Annotated in this window: 18 protein-coding genes; 6 read left to right on the top strand and 12 right to left on the bottom strand. The window is 50.7% G+C overall.

Going from position 1 to position 18,858, the window contains the following annotated elements; genetic code table 11:
* Window positions 1-64: 64 nt before the first annotated feature.
* The 3 genes from C2M17_RS04625 to C2M17_RS04615 all read right to left on the bottom strand — a co-directional run bounded on the left by C2M17_RS04625 (window position 65) and on the right by C2M17_RS04615 (window position 1,895).
* Complete coding sequence (locus tag C2M17_RS04625) at window positions 65-226, bottom strand: YqaE/Pmp3 family membrane protein (protein WP_105199678.1); 162 nt, start codon at window positions 224-226, stop codon at window positions 65-67.
* Window positions 227-315: 89 nt separating this feature from the next.
* Window positions 316-1,545: an ammonium transporter gene (locus tag C2M17_RS04620; RefSeq protein WP_105199677.1), complete on the bottom strand. Its 1,230-nt coding sequence runs from the start codon at window positions 1,543-1,545 to the stop codon at window positions 316-318.
* An 11-nt stretch (window positions 1,546-1,556) separates the two neighbouring features.
* Window positions 1,557-1,895, bottom strand: a complete 339-nt coding sequence (locus tag C2M17_RS04615; protein ID WP_105199676.1) for a P-II family nitrogen regulator — start codon at window positions 1,893-1,895, stop codon at window positions 1,557-1,559.
* 398 nt (window positions 1,896-2,293) lie between these two features.
* Here C2M17_RS04615 and C2M17_RS04610 point away from each other — a divergent pair, with 398 nt between their 5' ends.
* The 5 genes from C2M17_RS04610 (at window position 2,294) to serA (ending at window position 7,616) form a co-directional block, all read left to right on the top strand.
* Window positions 2,294-3,178, top strand: a complete 885-nt coding sequence (locus C2M17_RS04610) for a dTDP-4-dehydrorhamnose reductase family protein (protein ID WP_105199675.1) — start codon at window positions 2,294-2,296, stop codon at window positions 3,176-3,178.
* 60 nt (window positions 3,179-3,238) lie between these two features.
* Entirely contained in the window at window positions 3,239-4,777 is a 1,539-nt protein-coding gene (locus C2M17_RS04605) for a S10 family peptidase (protein WP_105199674.1), read from the top strand.
* A 293-nt stretch (window positions 4,778-5,070) separates the two neighbouring features.
* Window positions 5,071-5,670: a 5-formyltetrahydrofolate cyclo-ligase gene (locus C2M17_RS04595; protein ID WP_105199672.1), complete on the top strand. Its 600-nt coding sequence runs from the start codon at window positions 5,071-5,073 to the stop codon at window positions 5,668-5,670.
* A 49-nt stretch (window positions 5,671-5,719) separates the two neighbouring features.
* Complete coding sequence (rpiA, locus tag C2M17_RS04590) at window positions 5,720-6,373, top strand: ribose-5-phosphate isomerase RpiA (RefSeq protein WP_105199671.1); 654 nt, start codon at window positions 5,720-5,722, stop codon at window positions 6,371-6,373.
* Between the two features lie 13 nt (window positions 6,374-6,386).
* Window positions 6,387-7,616 (top strand): phosphoglycerate dehydrogenase, encoded by a 1,230-nt coding sequence (serA, locus tag C2M17_RS04585; RefSeq protein ID WP_105199670.1) that lies wholly within the window; start codon window positions 6,387-6,389, stop codon window positions 7,614-7,616.
* Between the two features lie 74 nt (window positions 7,617-7,690).
* Here the strand turns inward: serA and yghU are convergent, their stop codons facing one another.
* From yghU to serB, 5 genes are all read right to left on the bottom strand, one after another.
* Complete coding sequence (gene yghU, locus C2M17_RS04580) at window positions 7,691-8,530, bottom strand: glutathione-dependent disulfide-bond oxidoreductase (protein WP_105199669.1); 840 nt, start codon at window positions 8,528-8,530, stop codon at window positions 7,691-7,693.
* 179 nt (window positions 8,531-8,709) lie between these two features.
* Window positions 8,710-9,402: a hypothetical protein gene (locus C2M17_RS04575; RefSeq protein WP_158683975.1), complete on the bottom strand. Its 693-nt coding sequence runs from the start codon at window positions 9,400-9,402 to the stop codon at window positions 8,710-8,712.
* An 88-nt stretch (window positions 9,403-9,490) separates the two neighbouring features.
* Window positions 9,491-10,399, bottom strand: a complete 909-nt coding sequence (locus tag C2M17_RS04570; protein ID WP_105199667.1) for a hypothetical protein — start codon at window positions 10,397-10,399, stop codon at window positions 9,491-9,493.
* A 52-nt stretch (window positions 10,400-10,451) separates the two neighbouring features.
* The gene (gene radA, locus C2M17_RS04565; RefSeq protein ID WP_105199666.1) at window positions 10,452-11,822 is read right to left on the bottom strand and encodes a DNA repair protein RadA; all 1,371 of its coding nucleotides are present in this window, start codon (window positions 11,820-11,822) and stop codon (window positions 10,452-10,454) included.
* 243 nt (window positions 11,823-12,065) lie between these two features.
* On the bottom strand, window positions 12,066-13,079 hold the full coding sequence (gene serB, locus C2M17_RS04560; protein WP_199775993.1) for a phosphoserine phosphatase SerB: 1,014 nt from the start codon (window positions 13,077-13,079) through the stop codon (window positions 12,066-12,068).
* 88 nt (window positions 13,080-13,167) lie between these two features.
* Here serB and C2M17_RS04555 point away from each other — a divergent pair, with 88 nt between their 5' ends.
* Entirely contained in the window at window positions 13,168-13,791 is a 624-nt protein-coding gene (locus tag C2M17_RS04555; RefSeq protein WP_105199770.1) for an AhpA/YtjB family protein, read from the top strand.
* On the opposite strand, the gene C2M17_RS04550 is transcribed toward C2M17_RS04555, so the two are convergent.
* From C2M17_RS04550 to prfC, 4 genes are all read right to left on the bottom strand, one after another.
* Complete coding sequence (locus C2M17_RS04550) at window positions 13,758-14,525, bottom strand: TatD family hydrolase (RefSeq protein ID WP_105199665.1); 768 nt, start codon at window positions 14,523-14,525, stop codon at window positions 13,758-13,760. The two genes, C2M17_RS04555 and C2M17_RS04550, sit on opposite strands and share 34 nt — an antisense overlap.
* The gene (gene pdxH / locus C2M17_RS04545; RefSeq protein ID WP_105199664.1) at window positions 14,525-15,163 is read right to left on the bottom strand and encodes a pyridoxamine 5'-phosphate oxidase; all 639 of its coding nucleotides are present in this window, start codon (window positions 15,161-15,163) and stop codon (window positions 14,525-14,527) included. The genes C2M17_RS04550 and pdxH overlap by 1 nt, the downstream gene beginning before the upstream one ends.
* Window positions 15,164-15,431: 268 nt before the next feature.
* A complete protein-coding gene (argS, locus tag C2M17_RS04540; RefSeq protein ID WP_105199663.1) occupies window positions 15,432-17,174 on the bottom strand; it encodes an arginine--tRNA ligase in 1,743 nt (580 codons plus the stop codon).
* A gap of 59 nt (window positions 17,175-17,233) precedes the next feature.
* Complete coding sequence (gene prfC / locus C2M17_RS04535) at window positions 17,234-18,820, bottom strand: peptide chain release factor 3 (protein ID WP_105199662.1); 1,587 nt, start codon at window positions 18,818-18,820, stop codon at window positions 17,234-17,236.
* Window positions 18,821-18,858: the final 38 nt, after the last annotated feature.

Raw genomic sequence — 18,858 nt, 5'->3', positions numbered from 1 at the left:
AGAATATATCTGACTCAGAGGCAGGCAGAGCTGTGTGCTTGGCTGTCTGCTCAGTTAGATGGGCTTAGCGGGTTGATACCCATAGGGCATGAATAACCGCAGGCAAAAAGAATAGGAAGCACAGAATAATATTGATAATTAAGTGCTTACCGGCACCTGCCTTTAGAAATACGGCAACGGGCGGCAAAAAGATTGAAAGTATGATCAGTAGTAATTTATTGTCCATGATTGGAACCTTTTAAAGGGCCTGAAAATGGAATTATAGTCATAAAAAACGGCGAGATAAACTCGCCGCTGTAAGTAATAACTAGCTGATTAACTTGAACGTACCGATACAAACTCGGGATAGGCATCGATACCGCAATCATGTTGATCCATGCCACTGAGCTCTTCTTCCTCACTCACGCGGATCCCCACCGTACTTTTTAAAATTCCCCATACCAGAGAGGATGCGACAAAGACAAAGCCAAAGATACATAAGATACCGATAAACTGAGTCGTGTAACTGGCCTCACTATTAGACAGAGGCACCAGCATCAGGCCAAGCGCTCCGCACACGCCGTGCACCGAAATAGCCCCCACGGGATCGTCGATATGCATCTTATCCAAAACCACAATGCTGAAGACCACCACCATGCCACCTATGGCACCAAGCAAGAGCGCCAACAAGGGTGATGGCGAGGCCGGATCCGCGGTGATCACCACCAAACCCGCCAGTGCACCATTGAGCACCATGGTCAAATCTGCCTTGCCCCAGTAGGTTTTACATACCAGTAGGGAAGCAATGGCACCGGCCGCCGCAGCAGCATTGGTGTTAAGCATGATTTTGCCCACCGCGGTAGCATTTTCCGCATCACTGATAAGCAGTTGCGAGCCACCGTTAAAACCAAACCAGCCCATCCATAGGATAAAGGTACCCAGGGTCGCAAGCGGCAGGTTAGAACCGGGAATCGGATAGATTTCACCATGCTTGCCGTATTTGCCACGACGCGCCCCCAGCAGCAAGACCCCAGCCAAGGCTGCAGCGGCACCGGCGCCATGCACTATGCCCGAACCGGCAAAGTCGACAAAACCCATGGCCGACAGAAAACCGCCGCCCCAGGTCCAGTAGCCCTCAATGGGATATAGCAGGCCGGTCATGACCACACAAAAGATCAAAAAAGCCCAGAGTTTCATGCGCTCGGCTACGGCGCCGGAGACAATGGACATGGCCGTAGCCACAAAAACCACTTGGAAGAAGAAATCAGACTCCAGCGCATGATCGGCGTCACTGGCCTGAGTGCCAATCAAGGAGCCAAAGCTGGGCACAAAACCGCCCTCGCTGTTACCCACATACATGATGTTGTAACCAACCAGCAAAAACATGGTACAGGCAATGGCATAAAGGGCGACGTTCTTGGTCAGGATCTCTGTGGTGTTCTTCGAACGCACCAAGCCGGCTTCCAGCATGGCAAAGCCCGCCGCCATCCACATAACCAGCACGCCGGAGATCAAAAAGTAAAAGGTGTTCAATGAGAATTGTAATTCAACTATGGTGTTTTCCATGACTGCGCCCCCTAAATCGCTTCTTCATCAAGCTCACCCGTTCGGATGCGCACGATTTGCTCAAGATCGAAAACAAATATCTTGCCGTCGCCTATTTTGCCGCTGTTGGCAACCCGGGTGATTAGCTCTACTACTCGCTCCACATTGTCGCTACGCGTGGCAATCTCGATTTTAATTTTGGGAATAAAGTCCACCCTGTACTCGGCACCTCGGTAGAGTTCGGTATGCCCGCGCTGGCGGCCAAAACCCTTAACATCCACTACCGTCATTCCCTCTATTCCCAGCTCTGCTAACGCTTCTCGCACTTCATCGAGCTTAAATGGCTTGATGATGGCACTGATCATTTTCATATGGCCCCCTCGTAGGCAATTCGGTTTATTATTCTTCCTCCAGATAAAATCAATCTTTGTGCCAAAATATTTTCTCTTTAATTAACAAAAAGATAACTTTTAATGCGCACAAAAAACGCACCAACTTGGTGCGTCAAAAGGGGGTTTTTGCCAAAGCTGTGCAAGGCACAAGGCCACAGCCCGTTTACTATGAAGCAATGAGAATAAGCATAGCTGCTTTTCCAGCCTCAAACGCCGGCAGCAACACACCATAGGCTTGAGCGCCGCCAACCGCGAGTCAGCTTAACTAGTTAACTTTCAACGTAAACATACGCATTTTGAGACCATAATGGACACTTTGACTTTACCCTTCACCACAGTTAGGCTGCCGCTTTCCCCTGCCGTTAGAGAGCAAAGTTATGGCTAAAATCATCGTCTCCGGTGCCACTGGGCTGCTGGGCCGCGCCCTTTTTACGCACCTAACCCCCACTCATCAGGTGACAGGCTTGGGTTTTTCCCGCGCACAGGCACCCATAGTCAAAGTAGATCTGTTTGATAAAGAGGCCATCAGCACCTTGTTCGCAACGCATCAACCGGACTTTTTTATTCACAGCGCCGCCGAGCGCAATCCGGACAAATTCGATAATGACCCCGAGCAAAGCATCCAATTTAACTGCGCGGTCACCGAGCATATTGCCAAGTGCTGTGAGCAGTTCACTTGTAAGCTGATTTTTATTAGCACCGATTATGTCTTCGATGGCCGCAACCCGCCCTATGCTGAGGACGCCGAGGTAAACCCGTTAAATCTTTACGGCCAATCCAAGGCGCGCAGCGAAGCCTTATTGCAAGCGCACTACCCGAGCGCGGCCATTGTTCGCATTCCCGTACTCTACGGTGAAGTTGGTTATCTCGGTGAGTCGGCGGTAACCGTCATTGCCGAGCAACTGCAAAACGGCGTCACCCACTTCGATAATGAATGTCAGCGCTTTCCCACCGACACCGCAGATATCGCCAATGCCTTGGCTGGTGCCATAACCACCTTGGGCTCTGAGCTAGAAGGGATCTATCACCTCAGTGCCCAGGAGCGCTTAACCAAGCTGGATATGGCCAAAGCCATGGCGCCGCTTTTGGACCTGGACGCAAGCGCCTTGAGCCCAGCCCCTGTAGCAGCCGCTAACAATGCCGCCTCGCGCCCCTTGAATTGCGCCCTTAAAGACACGCGACTTGTCTTACATGGAATTGAAATAAACAACGATTTTGCTAAGCGCATCGCAGAGGTGCTAACGCCCCACTTATCGCAATAACTTGTAGTTTCCAATGCAAGCTCCTTTAATGGAGCGAAAAGAAAAACCAAAAGGTAAATCATGTTTGCAACCCATCTAAAAGCCGTGGCCCTGTCTTTGGCCGTGGTGATCGCTCCATCGGCGCTGGCCGAGGTAGACCAACATAATGCCGCGGCCCATGGTCGCCAAATCGATATCGACAGCAAGGTCATTACCGAGCATAAGGCCCGCATTAACGGCGAGCGCATTTCTTATAGTGCCGAAACCGGCACTCAGCCGGTGTGGAATGATAACGGCGATGCAGTCGCCACCTTGCACTATACCTACTACAAGCGCGGCGGTGTGGATGACGATACCAAGCGCCCGCTGTTGATTTCATTTAACGGCGGCCCGGGCTCTGCCTCGGTCTGGATGCACCTAGCCTACACCGGCCCCAAGGTGCTAAAAATCGACGATGAAGGTTACCCGGTACAGCCTTATGGCGTAAAAGAGAACCCTTACTCGGTACTGGATGTGGCGGATATCCTTTATGTGAATCCGGTGAATACAGGTTATTCACGTGTGCTGGCCGGTGCCGATGGCAAACTGCCTAGTCGCGATCAGCAAAAAGACATGTTCTTTGGCGTTAATGCCGATATTAAATACTTGGCCGAATGGTTAAATACCTTTGTCAGTCGCCACAATCGCTGGCGCTCACCTAAGTTTTTAATCGGTGAAAGCTATGGCACCACCCGCGTTGCCGGTCTGGCGCTGGCGCTGCAAAACAGTCAGTGGATGTACCTTAACGGCGTAGTCCTGGTTTCACCTACCGAGATTGGTATTAAGCGTGAAGGCCCGGTAGAAGCGGCCAACCGCCTGCCCTACTTTGCCGCTACCGCCTGGTATCACAAGGCGTTGGACGCCGAGCTGCAAGCCCTTGACCTGGATGAGCTATTGCCTCAGGTTGAAGACTTTACCGTCAACGAATTGATCCCCGCCATAGCTAAAGGCGGCTTTATCGGCGCCGAAGAAAAGCAGCGTATTGTCGCGCAAATGGCGCGCTATGCCGGTGTATCGCCGACTTACGTGGAAAACAACAACCTGGATATTCCTACCTCGTCGTTCTGGAAAGAGTTGCTGCGCAGCCAGGGTAAAACAGTGGGCCGTCTGGACTCACGCTACCTGGGCATAGACAAGCGCAACGCCGGCGACCGTCCGGACTACTGGGCCGAGCTAACCTCCTGGTTGCATTCCTTTACCCCGGCCATCAACTACTATCTGCGTGAAGAGCTAAATTATAAAACCGACGTTAAATACAATATGTTTGGCTCGGTTCACCCTTGGGATCGCAGCAACAACAACACGGGTGAAAACCTGCGTTTGGCCATGGCGCAAAACCCGTATCTGAATGTGCTAGTTCAAGCCGGTTACTTCGACGGTGCCACCAACTATTTCGATGCCAAATACACCATGTGGCAACTGGATCCAAGCGGCAAGATGAAAGAGCGCCTGAGCTTTAAAGGCTACCGCAGCGGCCATATGATGTATCTGCGTCGCGCCGACTTAGAAAGCTCCAACAACGACCTGCGCGACTTTATTCTCAATGCCCTACCGGCAGAAGGGGAAGCGGCCAAGTACTAAGCATTTAGGAGCTGCTAAACCGCAACTGCGCCGCGCTTTTTAGTGCGGCGTTTTTTATGCCTTATGGGCGCCTACCGCTAGGTTTTTTCTTTTTAAATAAAAGGATTTATACTCAAGCCTAAGTGTGATCGAGTCGCCAACAGCACTGCCAATGATGGCCATGGGATAGATGAGTGAACAATATCGCCATTCGTTATTAATAATTATCCTGGTACTGATCACTGTGTTTCTAGCCATACCAGGTGTGAGCTATTCCTTATCTCAAACTGTTTAAATTTTAATATAAGAGCCCTATGCAATTTGACGAGCAACGTGTTGACATTCGAAAGCGAATGCGAAATTTACGCAAAAAGCTTACTCCAGAAGAACAAAAAAGTGCCGCGAACGCGCTTAAAATTAATATTTCTCAAGTCATAAAAGACCCTAAAAGCGCTCGAGTAGGCACCTATTTAAGCAATGATGGCGAACCCAATCTAGACCCCGTATTTCAATGGCTATGGCAAAATAAAGCGACCCCATTTCTACCCATTCTCCACCCCTTTACCGGGGTGCATTTGCTCTTTCAGAGATATGAAGAAAATTCACCCATGAGCACTAACCGCTATGGTATCTTGGAGCCCGAGTTGAATTGCAGTCATGTAAGCCCCGTTGCGGCGTTGGATTTTATCCTAACCCCCTTGGTGGCTTTTGATAGCCAGGGTAATCGCTTAGGCATGGGTGGCGGATATTACGACCGCACCTTTGCCCAGATACCACCGGATGCGCCCCATCGCCCCAAATTAATCGGCGTGGCGCACCAATGTCAGCACCTAGATACGCTGCCGGTGGCCAGTTGGGATGTGCCATTAGATTACATTGTCACCCCAGAGCGAATTTATTGCCCTCACGGGTAGTGGTACAATAGTCCGCAACCTTAGCTATTAACTCATTTGCGAGCACAACATGACTCAAGACGAAATGAAAAAGGCGGCCGCCTGGGCCGCACTCGATTATGTAAAGAAAGACACCATTGTTGGTGTGGGCACCGGTTCAACGGTTAATCACTTTATTGATGCCCTGGCAACAATGAAAGACGATATCCGCGGTGCGGTATCTAGTTCGCAAGCTTCGACCGAACGCCTAAAGGCTCTGGGTATCGAAGTATTTGAATTAAATGATGTTGATAGCCTGGACATTTATGTTGATGGTGCCGATGAAATCAATGGCGCTAACGAAATGATCAAGGGCGGTGGCGCCGCGTTAACCCGCGAAAAAATTGTTGCCGCCGTGGCTAAAGAATTTATTTGTATCGTCGATAGCAGCAAATTGGTCGACACTCTGGGCGATTTTCCACTGCCCGTTGAAGTGATCCCCATGGCCCGCAGCTATGTGGCCCGCGAAATTGTAAAACTTGGCGGTGACCCTGTTTATCGACAAGGCGTAGTGACAGATAACGGCAATGTAATTTTAGATGTGCACAACCTGCAGATCACAGATGCCAAGTCACTGGAACAAACTTTAAATCAGGTTGTTGGTGTGGTTACCAACGGCCTATTCGCTCACCGCGGCGCCGACACAGTGATCATCGGCACGCCGGAGGGCCCAACTACACGTTAGAGGAGTGAGGAACATGAGTAAGGTATCGTTAGCAAAAGATAAAATTAAGATTCTCTTGCTGGAAGGTGTACACCAAAGCGCAATTGAAACACTCAAGCGCAACGGCTACAGCAATATCGACTATGTCAAAACATCGTTACCTGAAAATGAGCTCATCGAGCGTATCAGCGATGCCCACATTGTGGGTATTCGCTCACGCACGCAAATCACCGAAGCGGTACTGGACGCGGCACAAAAGCTGATTGCCGTGGGCTGCTTCTGCATCGGCACCAACCAGGTGGATTTAAGCGCTGCCAAACAACGCGGTATCGCTGTATTTAACGCGCCTTTCTCCAACACCCGCTCGGTTGCCGAACTGGTATTGGGTGAAATCCTACTGTTATTACGCGGCATTCCTTTACGCAACGCCATGGCCCACCGCGGTCAGTGGTTAAAAACCGCCGAAGGCTCATTCGAAGCCCGTGGTAAAACCTTAGGTATTATAGGTTATGGCCATATCGGTACCCAGCTTGGCATCATGGCCGAAAACATAGGTATGACGGTGCAGTACTATGATATCGAAGACAAGCTATCTTTGGGTAATGCCCAGCAGATCCAAAACCTGACCCAGCTATTGCAAAGCTCGGATGTGGTCAGCCTGCACGTACCGGAAACACCGCAAACAAAAAACCTCATCGGCACCGCCGAGCTGGCAGTGATGAAAAAAGGCAGCATACTGATTAACGCCTCGCGCGGCACTGTAGTGGATATTGATGCCCTGGCCGAAGCTCTGGAAGATAAAAGCCTCTCTGGCGCCGCCATCGATGTATTCCCGGTGGAGCCAAAATCAAATGACGAAGAGTTTATCTCGCCGCTACGCCAATTCGATAATGTGATTTTGACTCCGCATGTGGGTGGCTCAACTCAGGAAGCGCAGGAAAGCATTGGTGTTGAGGTAGCTGGCAAGCTGGCCAAGTACTCGGATAACGGTTCAAGCATGACGGCTGTCAACTTCCCTGAGGTAGCCCTGCCGGAGCTGGCTAACCGCAGCCGTCTGCTCCATATTCACCAAAACCGCCCGGGTGTGCTAACGCAGATTAACCAAGCCTTTGCCCAGCACGGTATCAACATCGCCGCTCAGTACCTGCAAACGGACGAAAGCATAGGCTATGTAGTTATCGATGTAGACAGCGACCACTCGGAGGTGGCGCTAAAAGAACTGAGTGCCGTAGACGGCACCATTCGCGCCCGTATCTTGCACTAAGCTATCAACAGCAGTGCTCTGATATGAAAAAGCACAGCCTAGGCTGTGCTTTTTTGTGCCTGTAGATTTATTAATTAGTCCAAGTCGGCGGCGCTGTGGCGCTCGCGCAATTGCTCACCTTCGTCGCCCCAAGTACGATTAACGCGTCGACCGCGCTGTACCGCCGGACGTTGTTCAATTTTCTTCGCCCATGCAAGTAAATGACGATATTCATGCACGGATAAAAACTCGGCAGCATCGTACGCCTTGCCCAGCACTAGAGCACCATACCAGGGCCAAATAGCCATGTCGGCAATGGAGTATTCATCCCCGGCCATGTATTCGTTTTGTGCCAAGTGCTTATCTAGCACATCCAACTGCCGCTTGGTTTCCATGGCGAAACGGTTAATGGGGTACTCCATGGGCTCCGGCGCATAAGCATAGAAGTGACCAAAACCACCTCCCACATAAGGAGCACTGCCCATTTGCCAAAACAGCCAGTTCATGCACTCGGTTTTAGCCTGCGCATCTTGGGGAATAAAAGAAGAAAACTTCTCTGCCAAATACAGCAAAATAGAGCCCGATTCAAAGACCCGGGTCGCCGGTGAGGTGCTGGTGTCTAACAAGGCGGGGATTTTTGAATTTGGGTTGATGGCCACAAAATCAGAGCCAAACTGCGAGCCTTCGCTAATTTCAATCAAGAATGCATCATACTCCGCATCGCTGATCCCCTTGGCCAGCAGCTCTTCAAACATAATGGTTACTTTTTGGCCGTTGGGAGTGGCCAATGAATAAAGCTGAAACGGATGTTGCCCGCGCGGCAAATGCTGTTCAAAGGTTGCGCCGGATGTTGGTTTATTCAGACTGGCCCATTTGCCGCCATTTTCACTATCAAACTGCCAGACCTTAGGCGGAGTATAGGGTGTTGTGCTCATGAATGCTCCTTTGCATAATTTTGCGCCACTGAGTTACTAGACCTATGGTCGAAATAAAATATTACAAGGGATAACGCTCTAAAGGTAAGTCAAAGCCAATGCATAGCAATAAGTTAGCTGGTGTGTTTAACACGCGCCAAATAGGGAATAGGCTTATTAGCTTCTTATTAAAGCGCTAGTTAGGTGCTGAACTTTTCAAGATAAGGAGCATCATTCATGTAATCTGAGATGGCACTGCTAAGATTCAAATGTAGGCCTGACTTTCTGGCTGTACTATATGTCTCCATAGAATGAAGATGGCTTTGAATTGCGTCACTTTGAAATTGCACATAGTGGATGGCTTGCTTGAGTATTAGCGCTATATCCTGCTCAGAGGGTGTCATTCCTGGGCATTGCTTGCTAAATTGCTCATCTATTTCTTTTAAGGCAAATCTCATCCAAGACCCTGGAGATGTATACTCGGTAAAATTTTCCCAAGCTAAACCTCTGGCAATGAGTGCGGCCGAGCTTTTCCTTACCTTTGACTTATATGGCCGATTGATCAGATAAAAGACCCTTTCTTCTATTGCACATAAGTCCTTATCGCCCACCAGCATGGCTTGCACCCAGCTTTCACAAACAGCAGCCGAGGCCCATAAGGGATGAGAGCTATTGCGCGCGCCACTCTCAAAAGCCTGGTGTCTTAAGTCTTGATATGTATTGGCAAGATCAAGCAACATCACTTTACTTTCTTTGTCTGTCAGAGCGCTTGCTAGGAGCACTTTAGGCACAAGTCGAGCCAACATTTGGCTGATAGCAATTCTTGCCGATTTCTTGAAGAGGCCATCCGTTGCTTTTTCAATTTTCACTATTTCTTCTAAGTTAGAATTCATAACTATCCAAGCGCAGAGTGCTAGCCAAAAAATTTCCCACAAAAAAGCCGGGGCTGAATCCGGCTTTTCCTAAACAAACCCTAAAAGGTTATTTACCCGAGGCCTTTAAATTAAAATACTTGGCCAACTCTTCTGGGTGACCCATCAAGGTCATCATCTGCTCATTGACCTGGGCCACGGTTGTGCCCTCGGGTAAAGACACGGAAACCTTAAACTGCTCTGTGCCTTCGATAAAACCCAATGCCGCATCACGCAAAGTTTGCGGCGCTGGCGACATGCTTAGATGCTGCTGCGCCTGTTGCTGAAACTGCTCGTAGGTCAGGCCCTGCTCGGCAATCACCCTTTGTATCAGGTCCTTAAGTTTGCCGTTATTGTCCAGCTTAAAGCTAAAGCTTTTCGGCACCAACTCGGTCATGGCCGTCATCAACTGGCTTTGGAGCGCCAGTTGCTGTTGCAAATTACCCTGCCCGTTTTGTTCTAGCTCTTCAAATTGCTGGCGCAGAGCCATCAGCGACTGAGAGTTGGTCATGGCAAAGCTGAACTCAACATCGGCGAGCTTGCCGGCATTGATCACGGTCTTAGTGTCGGCATCACCGTTATCGGCGCTGTAATTAAATTCGCTGACCACATTGATACGCTCGCCGTCGAGCTCCTGCATCTCCACCACCACAGGACCCATAAAGGTCATGTTATTTATGGCCATGCGAGTATTATCGCTCGCCTGCATCGGATTGAAACCCGCTAACTCTATGCTGTCGATATCAGCAAATTGCACACCATCAGGCCCTTTAACCGCGACCCTATTAAGCTCCAGGCTTTGGTTGAAGAGGTTGCTACTTATTTCCTTATAGCGCACATCCAGGCCGGTTTGGGCCTGTAGCTGCAATAAGTAGTCGTCGACGTCTTTGCGGGCTTCTTTACTGACATAATAATTAGCGTAGCTATAACCGCCAAATGCCATGGCCCCGAGGGCGGCAACAATAAGTAGTCTCTTCATACTAAGTTCCTTTGGAGCTGTCCACGCTCCGAGTTAAATTAAGGGCACAACCCTAAAATAATGCTTCGAGAGCCTCGCTGAGGCTGGCAACCGCCTGCACCTGCATGCCCTCTATCGGCTCTTTCGGTTTATTATCTACCGGCACTATGGCCCGTTTAAAGCCGTGTTTGGCGGCCTCGCGTAAACGCTCCTGACCGCTGGGTACGGGACGAATTTCACCGCCTAGGCCGACCTCGCCAAACACCACCAATTCACGCTCCAAGCTGTAGTTCTTAAAGCTGGAAACCAGCGCCACAATTAATGCTAAATCGGCACTGGTTTCTGATACCTTAACGCCGCCAACCACATTGACGAAAACGTCTTGATCCGCCACCTGCAGGCCACCATGGCGGTGCAGCACAGCCAAGAGCATGGCCAAACGGTTTTGCTCTAAGCCCACGGTCACGCGACGGGGGTTAGCCAACTGAGAATAGTCCACCAGCGCCTGCACTTCCACCAACAGCGGACGCGTCCCTTCCCAGATCACCATGACCAAGGAGCCCGGCGTCTGCTCCTGGGAACGATTTAAAAAAATGGCAGAGGGGTTTTTTACCTCACGCAGCCCCTGACCCGTCATGGCAAACACACCCAGCTCATTGACCGCACCAAAACGGTTTTTATTGCCACGCAGGGTACGAAAACGGCTGTCGCTGCTGCCCTCGAGCAAGATAGAACAATCGATACAGTGCTCGAGCACCTTAGGACCTGCCAGAGAACCGTCTTTGGTCACATGACCCACCATAAGTATGGCAATCTGGTTTTGTTTGGCAAAACGGGTGAGGTAAGCGGCGCTTTCACGTACCTGAGAAACACTGCCTGGGGCCGATTGAATATCGGCCATATGCATCACCTGAATGGAGTCGATAACCATGATGCTGGGTTTTTCACGCAGCGCCAGCTGGCAAATGGTTTCCACATTGGTTTCCGCTAGGGTTTGCATCTTATCGGTAGGCAGGCCCAAACGTTTGGCGCGCATGGCCACCTGCTGCAGCGACTCCTCGCCGGTGACATACAAGGTTTTCATGTTCTCGGCCAGGCCACACATGGTTTGCAGCAAGATGGTACTTTTACCGGCACCCGGCTCACCACCGATCAAAATGGCGCTACCCGGCACCACGCCTCCCCCGAGCACCCTATCAAACTCGATAAAGCCGGTGGAGAAGCGCGGCAGGCTTTCTAAGTTAACTTCGTCCAGGGTTTGAATTTTGGCTTCTACCTGGCCGGCATAGCCGCTGGTAGCGCTGCTGCGGCCAGTGTTTTTAACCGAGGGCACGCGAAATTCGGTCACCGTGTTCCAGGCCTTACATTCACTGCACTGGCCTTGCCAGCGCGCGAACTCGGCACCACACTCGTTACATACAAAGGCTGTTTTCTTTTTTACCATAGTGAGGGCATAACTTTTACTTGGGTTGTGTTTAAACCTTGCGCTTAAACTTGCGTAATTAAAGAGTAAACAATAATTTGACTGTCAGTATAACGGTTTTTCACCTCTGGGTAATGGTTTAATAAGGGCGCAAGGGGAATGGGCGTCCTGCCATAAACGAGCTGATACCGCGCCTGGTGCAGGTGTATATAGGCGCCCACCAAGTCTGGTCGAGCACCCTATTAAGTGGTTACAAAGTATTGGTTAACGTGCCGGAATAGTTAAAAAATAAAGCAGTTGTGCCAGGCTGCCAGCGGTGATCGCCGCAGGGGCCTCGGCCACCACCTTGGCCTTACCATGCACCGCCACGCCTAAGCCGGCCTGATGCAGCATCGGCAGATCATTGGCACCATCGCCTATGGCCAGAGTTTGTGCTTTTGCCAGGCCCAGCTCATCGCGATAGGCACACAGAAAGCGTGCCTTTTCCTCGGCATCGACGATTTTCCCACTCACAGTGCCCACTAAGACCTGACCATCATCATCCAACTCATTGGCATGAATACGGTCCAGATCTAACAACCTTTGCACCTGAGCGGCGAAGGGCACAAAGCCCCCAGAAGCTATGGCCAGATGCCAATTATGTTGTTTCAAAACCTCACAGACCTGCTCTATGCCGGGCATAAGCGGTAACTGGCTTTGTAGTTCGGCCACCAGGTCTAACGGGATCCCCGTTAACTTAGCGACCCGCTGGCGCAGGCTGGCGCTAAATTCAAGTTTTCCGGCCATGGCCTGTGCGGTCACCGCCGCCACTTCTTCATAAACGCCACCTAGGCGGGCGATTTCATCGATACATTCAATGGTAATGGCGGTGGAGTCCATATCCATCACCAGTAATCCGGGCTCGCTCAGCTTAGGCGGATTAACCAGTGCCGCGCATTGCACGCCATTGTCGGCGCTATATTGCTTAAGTTGCTGCGCCAATTCCGGCATCCCGCCATGCACGACAAAGACAAAGGCCGGAGGCAAATCACTGTCCGCTTCAAAGCGGCAAACGGCGCTGACTTGACCCGACCATTGTTGTAATTGTTGTATTAAATTAGCCACTTGCATACCCAGTTGAAAACCGAATAGCAGTACATAAGTTGGGGGTTGAGGCGCGTTTTCTGCCACCAAAGACGGATGGTCGATGTCATACCAAAGGTTTAAACTTAGCTGATTACTTAAGGACAGATCGTCTTGCTGTGCTAAAGTGGAAAAGGCAATATTAGGCTGTGACATCAAAGGCTCCCAGGCGAAATGTAGTCGTGATACGGCATTGCCAATTTAATCACCGATAACCACGAAAGTCAGTAACCACATGAGTGATATGAAAAATAAACAAGTAAAAAATCCGGTGCGCAGCTCGCGATGGCAACGTCTTAGACGCTTGATCTTTGCCGCGCTGTGTTTTGTGTTACTGACCTGGATGGCCTTTAACACCAGCTTTCAGGGTCACCATATGCTTTACCAGCAAGGCTATCACAGTGCCAAAAGCCTGTCGCAACAGCTGGCGCTGACCGCAGCTGTGCCGTTGGAGCAAAACAACAAGCCTCGCCTGGGTGAGCTGGCCAATCAACTCAGCAGCGATGCGGTGATCCAAAGCGCGGTTATTTACGATATACATGGCACGGCTCAGGCACACAGCGAGGCCTACAGTCCCTATCAATCTGACTTGGGGATCACTCAGGCTACACCGGGGATCAGCAAGCTTACACAACCCATAGTGGTGCCCATCACCTCGCCACAAGACAACAAACCCATAGGTTTTGCCCGGGTCAACTACCTGCCGCAAACAGCTATAGACACCAGCCACCGCTATATTCATGAAGTGGGTCGCCAGGTGCTGCTGATGCTGTTTATTTGCTGCATCTTTACCTGGCAACTTGGGCGCGGTCTAAAGCGCTGGCAGTTAAAGCGCTACTTTCGCACAAAAGCCAAGCAGTTTAGATAAAGCTGCTCGCTTAAGGCCTCATAGTCCTGCCGTTGCAACAGCGCGGCCAGGGCTAAAAATACACTAGGTATGCGCTCTGGGGTATTTCTTTGCCCCTGATAACCACACAAGGGCATGCTGGGCGCATCGGTTTCGAGTAGCAGATGCTCGACGCCTACATGGCGCAAAGCTTGCTGAGTTTTTTGTGCTCTGGGATAGGTGATGGTGCCCCCCACCCCGAGTTTAAATCCGGCCTTGATGTAACTTTGGGCCACCTGCAGTGAGCCGGAAAACGCATGGATCACACCACCGAATTTGGGCGGGCAGCGCTTAAAGCTGGCAGCGATTAGGTCGTGACTTTGCCTGTGGTGGACAATCAACGGCAGCTCAAATTCATTGGCCAAAGCGATTTGCGCCTCAAATAGGCTTTGCTGTTTCTCTAGCTCACCGATACTTCTATCCAGACCACATTCACCAACGGCGACAAAACTGTCGCGATTGGCCGCAATTAAATCACTCAGCTCGGCGATATGCGAGTCGTGATGCTGGGCAAGAAAGTATGGGTGCAGGCCGGCGCTGATATAGGTCGTAGGGTATTGTTTGGTGAAGGTCAGCAGATTTTTGCATTGTGCCAGGCTCACGCCCGGCACCACAAGGTGTGTGACTCCCAGCGACAGAGCATTGGCAATACACTGCGCCCTATCCTCATCGAATTCACTAAAATCGAGATGACAGTGGGAGTCAATAAAGCGCATCAGGGGTTTAAGCGCTCAACACGCCAGCTGTTATCTTCCTGGCGAATATACATAAAGCGGTCGTGCAGGCGATGGGCGCCGCCTTGCCAAAACTCCACCTTGGTGGGCTTTACACAATAACCGCCCCAGAAATCCGGTAAGGGGATCTCCCCCTTGGCAAACTTGTTCTTCATTTGCGCGAATTTTTCCATCAGCACCTGACGTGAAGACACGGGTCGGCTCTGGCTTGATGCCCAGGCTGCGAGCTGGCTTTCTTTAGGACGGGATAAGAAGTACTTGGCCACATCGGATACCGGCAAGGGCTGAGCTTCGCCATAGACTATTACCTGACGCTCAAACATATGCCAGGGGAAATGCAGGCTGATCTTGTTGTTCTTCGCCAATTCACTGGCCTTACGCGAGCCGGTGTTGGTAAAGAAAACAAAGCCGTTTTCATCCAGATTTTTCAACAACACAATGCGCTGCGAAGGCTGACCATGCTCATCCACAGTCGCCACCACCATGGCCGTTGGGTCTGGAATTTGCGCCTTTATGGCCTGCTCTAACCACTTCTCAAATTGCACAATGGGCGTGGCCTCGAGCATGCTCTCATCCAACCCGCCTTGTAAATATTCACGACGAATATCATCAAGTTTCATAGCAAATCCTTCTAATTATCACCGCCGTCTAAAACACAAATGGCAAGGCTAAAGCCGCAAATATAGGTTGTAGATCGGAATTTAATCCCGACAAACGAACTCTCAGCTATCTTGTCGGCGCAGAGCACCGACCTACAAATCACATCAGCAAGTGTAGGAGTGCTAGCTAGGCAGAGAAATGATTTATGTCAAGGAGCATACATAAAGTATGTGACTCTGACTCAATCATTTCTCTAACGCAGCTAAAGCGAACTACAGGCCGCTGAGATTACATTTGCTCCATAACCTCGATGCCGAGTAAATCTAGACCTTGGCGTAAAGTCTTCGCCACCAGCGAGCACAGCACCAAACGGCTGTTCTTATCTTCCTCGCTCACACCCTCTTTTAATACCGGGCAGGCTTCGTAGAAGCTCATATACAGGCTTGCAAGCTCATACAGGTAACCACACAATACGTGCGGCGTAGCGTCACCGACCATTTGATCCAGCACTTCTTCAAACTGCATCAGTTTAATGGCCAACGCTTTTTCCTGTGGCTCGGCAATCACTACCGGTGCCTGATGCGCGGCGCTGTCGATGCCGGCCTTGCGGAAGATACTCTTAACACGAGTATAGGCATATTGCAGGTAAGGAGCCGTAGCACCTTCAAAGCTCAGCATGGTGTCCCAGTTAAAGATATAGTCGCTGGTACGGTTCTTCGACAGATCCGCATATTTCACCGCGCCAATACCCACCTTAGTGGCGATCTCTTCCTGCTCCTGGTCATTTAACGGCGACTCACGCTCAGACAGCTTGGCCTTAGCACGCGTCACCGCTTCATCAAGCAGGTCAGCCAGTTTTACCGTGCCGCCGGTACGGGTTTTAAATGGCTTGCCGTCTTCACCCATCATGGTGCCGAACGGGCAGAATTCGTAGCTGGTTTCATCGCGTAATAAACCGGCCTTACGGGCGGTGATTTCAACCTGGCTAAAGTGCAGGCTTTGACGGGCATCTACGAAAATCATGATGCGATCCGCACCTAGCTTCTGTGAACGATATTCACAGGCCGCAAGGTCGGTCGTGGCATAGAGGAAGCCACCACCAGATTTTTGCACGATAAACACCGAAGGCTCGCCATCTTTGTTGGCCAGCTCATCAAGGAATACCACCTGGGCACCTTGGTCTTCTTTGGCAATGCCTTGTTCGCGCAGCACATCGATCATGCGCTGTAGCTCGCTGTTGTAGGCACTTTCCGCGTAGATATCTTCACGCTTAAGAGTTACATTCAGCTTTTCGTATACCTCTTCTGAGTGCTTCACGGAAGTGTCGATAAACATCTGCCATAGCTTGTCGCAGTGAGCATCGCCTTGCTGCAGTTTTACCACGTACTCACGGGCACGATCGGCAAAGCCTTCCTCATCATCGAAACGCTTTTTCGCGTCACGGTAGAAGCTCTCAAGGTCGGCCAAGGCCACCTTTTCCAGGTCAACACCGTCATTAAGCAGGTCTTCGAGGTGCGCAATCAACATACCGAATTGCGTACCCCAGTCACCCATGTGGTTTTGACGAATGACTTTGTCGCCACGGAACTCCAAGGTGCGGGCAATGGCATCACCGATAATGGTGGAGCGCAGGTGACCCACATGCATTTCTTTGGCCAGGTTAGGTGATGAATAGTCAACCACAACCGTGTCGGCTTTCGCATGCTCGGCCACACCCAGTTTGGCGTCCTGGTTGGCGCTGGCAACAGACTCGGCCAGGAACTCAGGCTTAAGGTGAATATTGATAAAACCCGGGCCGGCGATTTCAACCTTATCCGCTAAATCAGATACGTCTAGCGCATCAATAATTTTTTGCGCCAGTTCACGGGGGTTGGTTTTTAATTTTTTGGCCGCGCCCATGGCGCCATTAATTTGATAATCGCCGAACTGCGGACGCGTGCTTTGCGTTACCGCTGGATTAGTGCCTTCTTCAAGCCCCGCAGCAAGCATGGCGGCATTGGCTTTGTCGATTAAAATTTGTTTAATGTTCATCGTTGCAGTTACCTTGCAATTGGGCCAGCATTACACTGGCCGGGATAAATTAGGGGCGATTAGTGTTCACGGGTCTCACTGAAGTTCACTTCAGGATAGCGTTCCATCGACAGATTTAAGTTTACACGGGTTGGCGCTATGTAGGTGAGGTTATCACCGCCATCAAGAGCCAGGTTCGCTTCACACTTACGTTTGAATTCTTCAAACTTCTTCACGTCAGCGCTTGATACCCAGCGCGCAGTGTTAACGTTCACGCTCTCATAAATGGCATCTACCTTGTATTCCGCTTTTAAGCGCGCCACAACCACGTCGAACTGCAGCACACCTACGGCACCTACGATCAAGTCGTTGTTGATAAGCGGGCGGAATACCTGCACCGCGCCTTCTTCTGAAAGCTGTACCAGGCCTTTAAGCAATTGCTTTTGCTTCAGTGGATCTTTCAAACGAATCCGGCGGAACAATTCAGGGGCAAAGTTTGGAATACCGCTGAATTTGAGCTTTTCACCGTCGGTAAAGGTATCACCGATTTGAATGGTACCATGGTTGTGCAGACCTATGATGTCGCCAGCGTAAGCATCTTGCGCGCGCTCACGGTCACCGGCCATAAATGTTACGGCATCAGAAATACTCACCTGCTTACCCAAACGCACATGATTCATCTTCATGCCTTGAGTGTATTTACCCGATACAATACGCATAAAGGCGATGCGGTCGCGGTGTTTCGGGTCCATATTGGCCTGAATTTTAAAGACGAAGCCAGTGAACTTCTCGTCTTCTGCGCTCACTTCGCGCTCATCATCGGTTTTACGCGGCATAGGTGCCGGCGCCCACTCGGTTAAACCGTCAAGCATATGGTCAACACCGAAGTTACCAAGTGCAGTACCGAAATACACAGGCGTTAGCTCACCGCTTAGGAACATTTCCAGATCAAATTCGTTTGACGCACCTTGCACCAGTTCGATTTCTTCACGCAGTTGCTCGGCCAGGCTCTCACCCACGGCGGCATCTAGCTCGGCGCTGTCCAGCCCCTTGATGGTGCGAACTTCCTGAATGGTATGGCCGTGACCCGTTTGATACAAGATGGTCTCATCACGGTGCAGGTGGTATACGCCCTTAAATTCTTTACCACAGCCGATAGGCCAGGTGATGGGCGCACACATGATGTTAAGCTCGGTTTCCACCTCATCCAGAAGCTCCATTGGGTCACGAATATCGCGGTCCAATTTGTTCATAAAGGTAACGATCGGCGTATCACGTAAACGCGTTACTTCCATCAGCTTACGAGTACGGTCCTCTACACCTTTGGCGGCGTCGATCACCATCAAACAGGAGTCAACGGCGGTCAGGGTACGGTAGGTATCTTCCGAGAAGTCTTCGTGTCCCGGGGTGTCCAGCAGGTTAACTAAGCGCTCATTGTAAGGAAACTGCATCACAGAAGTGGTTACCGAGATACCACGCTCTTTTTCCATTTCCATCCAGTCCGATTTGGCATGCTGGTTAGAGCCTCGGCCCTTAACCGTACCGGCCTTTTGTATTGCCTGCCCGAACAGGAGTACCTTCTCGGTAATGGTTGTTTTACCCGCATCCGGGTGAGAGATGATCGCAAAGGTGCGACGCTTATTAATTTGCTGTATTAATTCTGACATGCGGTCACTTATGAGCTGTCGACCCAACCACAACGAGG

This window comes from Pseudoalteromonas sp. T1lg10 (genome assembly GCF_002964545.1).
Classification (GTDB): Bacteria; Pseudomonadota; Gammaproteobacteria; order Enterobacterales; family Alteromonadaceae; genus Pseudoalteromonas.
Note: the sequence above shows the minus strand (reverse complement) of the source record. Positions and strands in the feature narration are given on the sequence as shown.

Bases quoted from the DNA above. Each gene is read 5' to 3' on its own strand.
- argS (WP_105199663.1), bottom strand. From the start codon at position 17,174: ATGAACATTAAACAAATTTTAATCGACAAAGCCAATGCCGCCATGCTT.
- C2M17_RS04575 (WP_158683975.1), bottom strand. From the start codon at position 9,402: ATGAATTCTAACTTAGAAGAAATAGTGAAAATTGAAAAAGCAACGGAT.
- C2M17_RS04555 (WP_105199770.1), top strand. From the start codon at position 13,168: ATGAAAAATAAACAAGTAAAAAATCCGGTGCGCAGCTCGCGATGGCAA.
- C2M17_RS04605 (WP_105199674.1), top strand. From the start codon at position 3,239: ATGTTTGCAACCCATCTAAAAGCCGTGGCCCTGTCTTTGGCCGTGGTG.
- C2M17_RS04620 (WP_105199677.1), bottom strand. From the start codon at position 1,545: ATGGAAAACACCATAGTTGAATTACAATTCTCATTGAACACCTTTTAC.
- C2M17_RS04625 (WP_105199678.1), bottom strand. From the start codon at position 226: ATGGACAATAAATTACTACTGATCATACTTTCAATCTTTTTGCCGCCC.
- C2M17_RS04550 (WP_105199665.1), bottom strand. From the start codon at position 14,525: ATGCGCTTTATTGACTCCCACTGTCATCTCGATTTTAGTGAATTCGAT.
- radA (WP_105199666.1), bottom strand. From the start codon at position 11,822: ATGGTAAAAAAGAAAACAGCCTTTGTATGTAACGAGTGTGGTGCCGAG.
- C2M17_RS04615 (WP_105199676.1), bottom strand. From the start codon at position 1,895: ATGAAAATGATCAGTGCCATCATCAAGCCATTTAAGCTCGATGAAGTG.
- pdxH (WP_105199664.1), bottom strand. From the start codon at position 15,163: ATGAAACTTGATGATATTCGTCGTGAATATTTACAAGGCGGGTTGGAT.
- C2M17_RS04570 (WP_105199667.1), bottom strand. From the start codon at position 10,399: ATGAAGAGACTACTTATTGTTGCCGCCCTCGGGGCCATGGCATTTGGC.
- C2M17_RS04595 (WP_105199672.1), top strand. From the start codon at position 5,071: ATGCAATTTGACGAGCAACGTGTTGACATTCGAAAGCGAATGCGAAAT.
- serA (WP_105199670.1), top strand. From the start codon at position 6,387: ATGAGTAAGGTATCGTTAGCAAAAGATAAAATTAAGATTCTCTTGCTG.
- prfC (WP_105199662.1), bottom strand. From the start codon at position 18,820: ATGTCAGAATTAATACAGCAAATTAATAAGCGTCGCACCTTTGCGATC.
- serB (WP_199775993.1), bottom strand. From the start codon at position 13,079: ATGTCACAGCCTAATATTGCCTTTTCCACTTTAGCACAGCAAGACGAT.
- C2M17_RS04610 (WP_105199675.1), top strand. From the start codon at position 2,294: ATGGCTAAAATCATCGTCTCCGGTGCCACTGGGCTGCTGGGCCGCGCC.
- rpiA (WP_105199671.1), top strand. From the start codon at position 5,720: ATGACTCAAGACGAAATGAAAAAGGCGGCCGCCTGGGCCGCACTCGAT.
- yghU (WP_105199669.1), bottom strand. From the start codon at position 8,530: ATGAGCACAACACCCTATACTCCGCCTAAGGTCTGGCAGTTTGATAGT.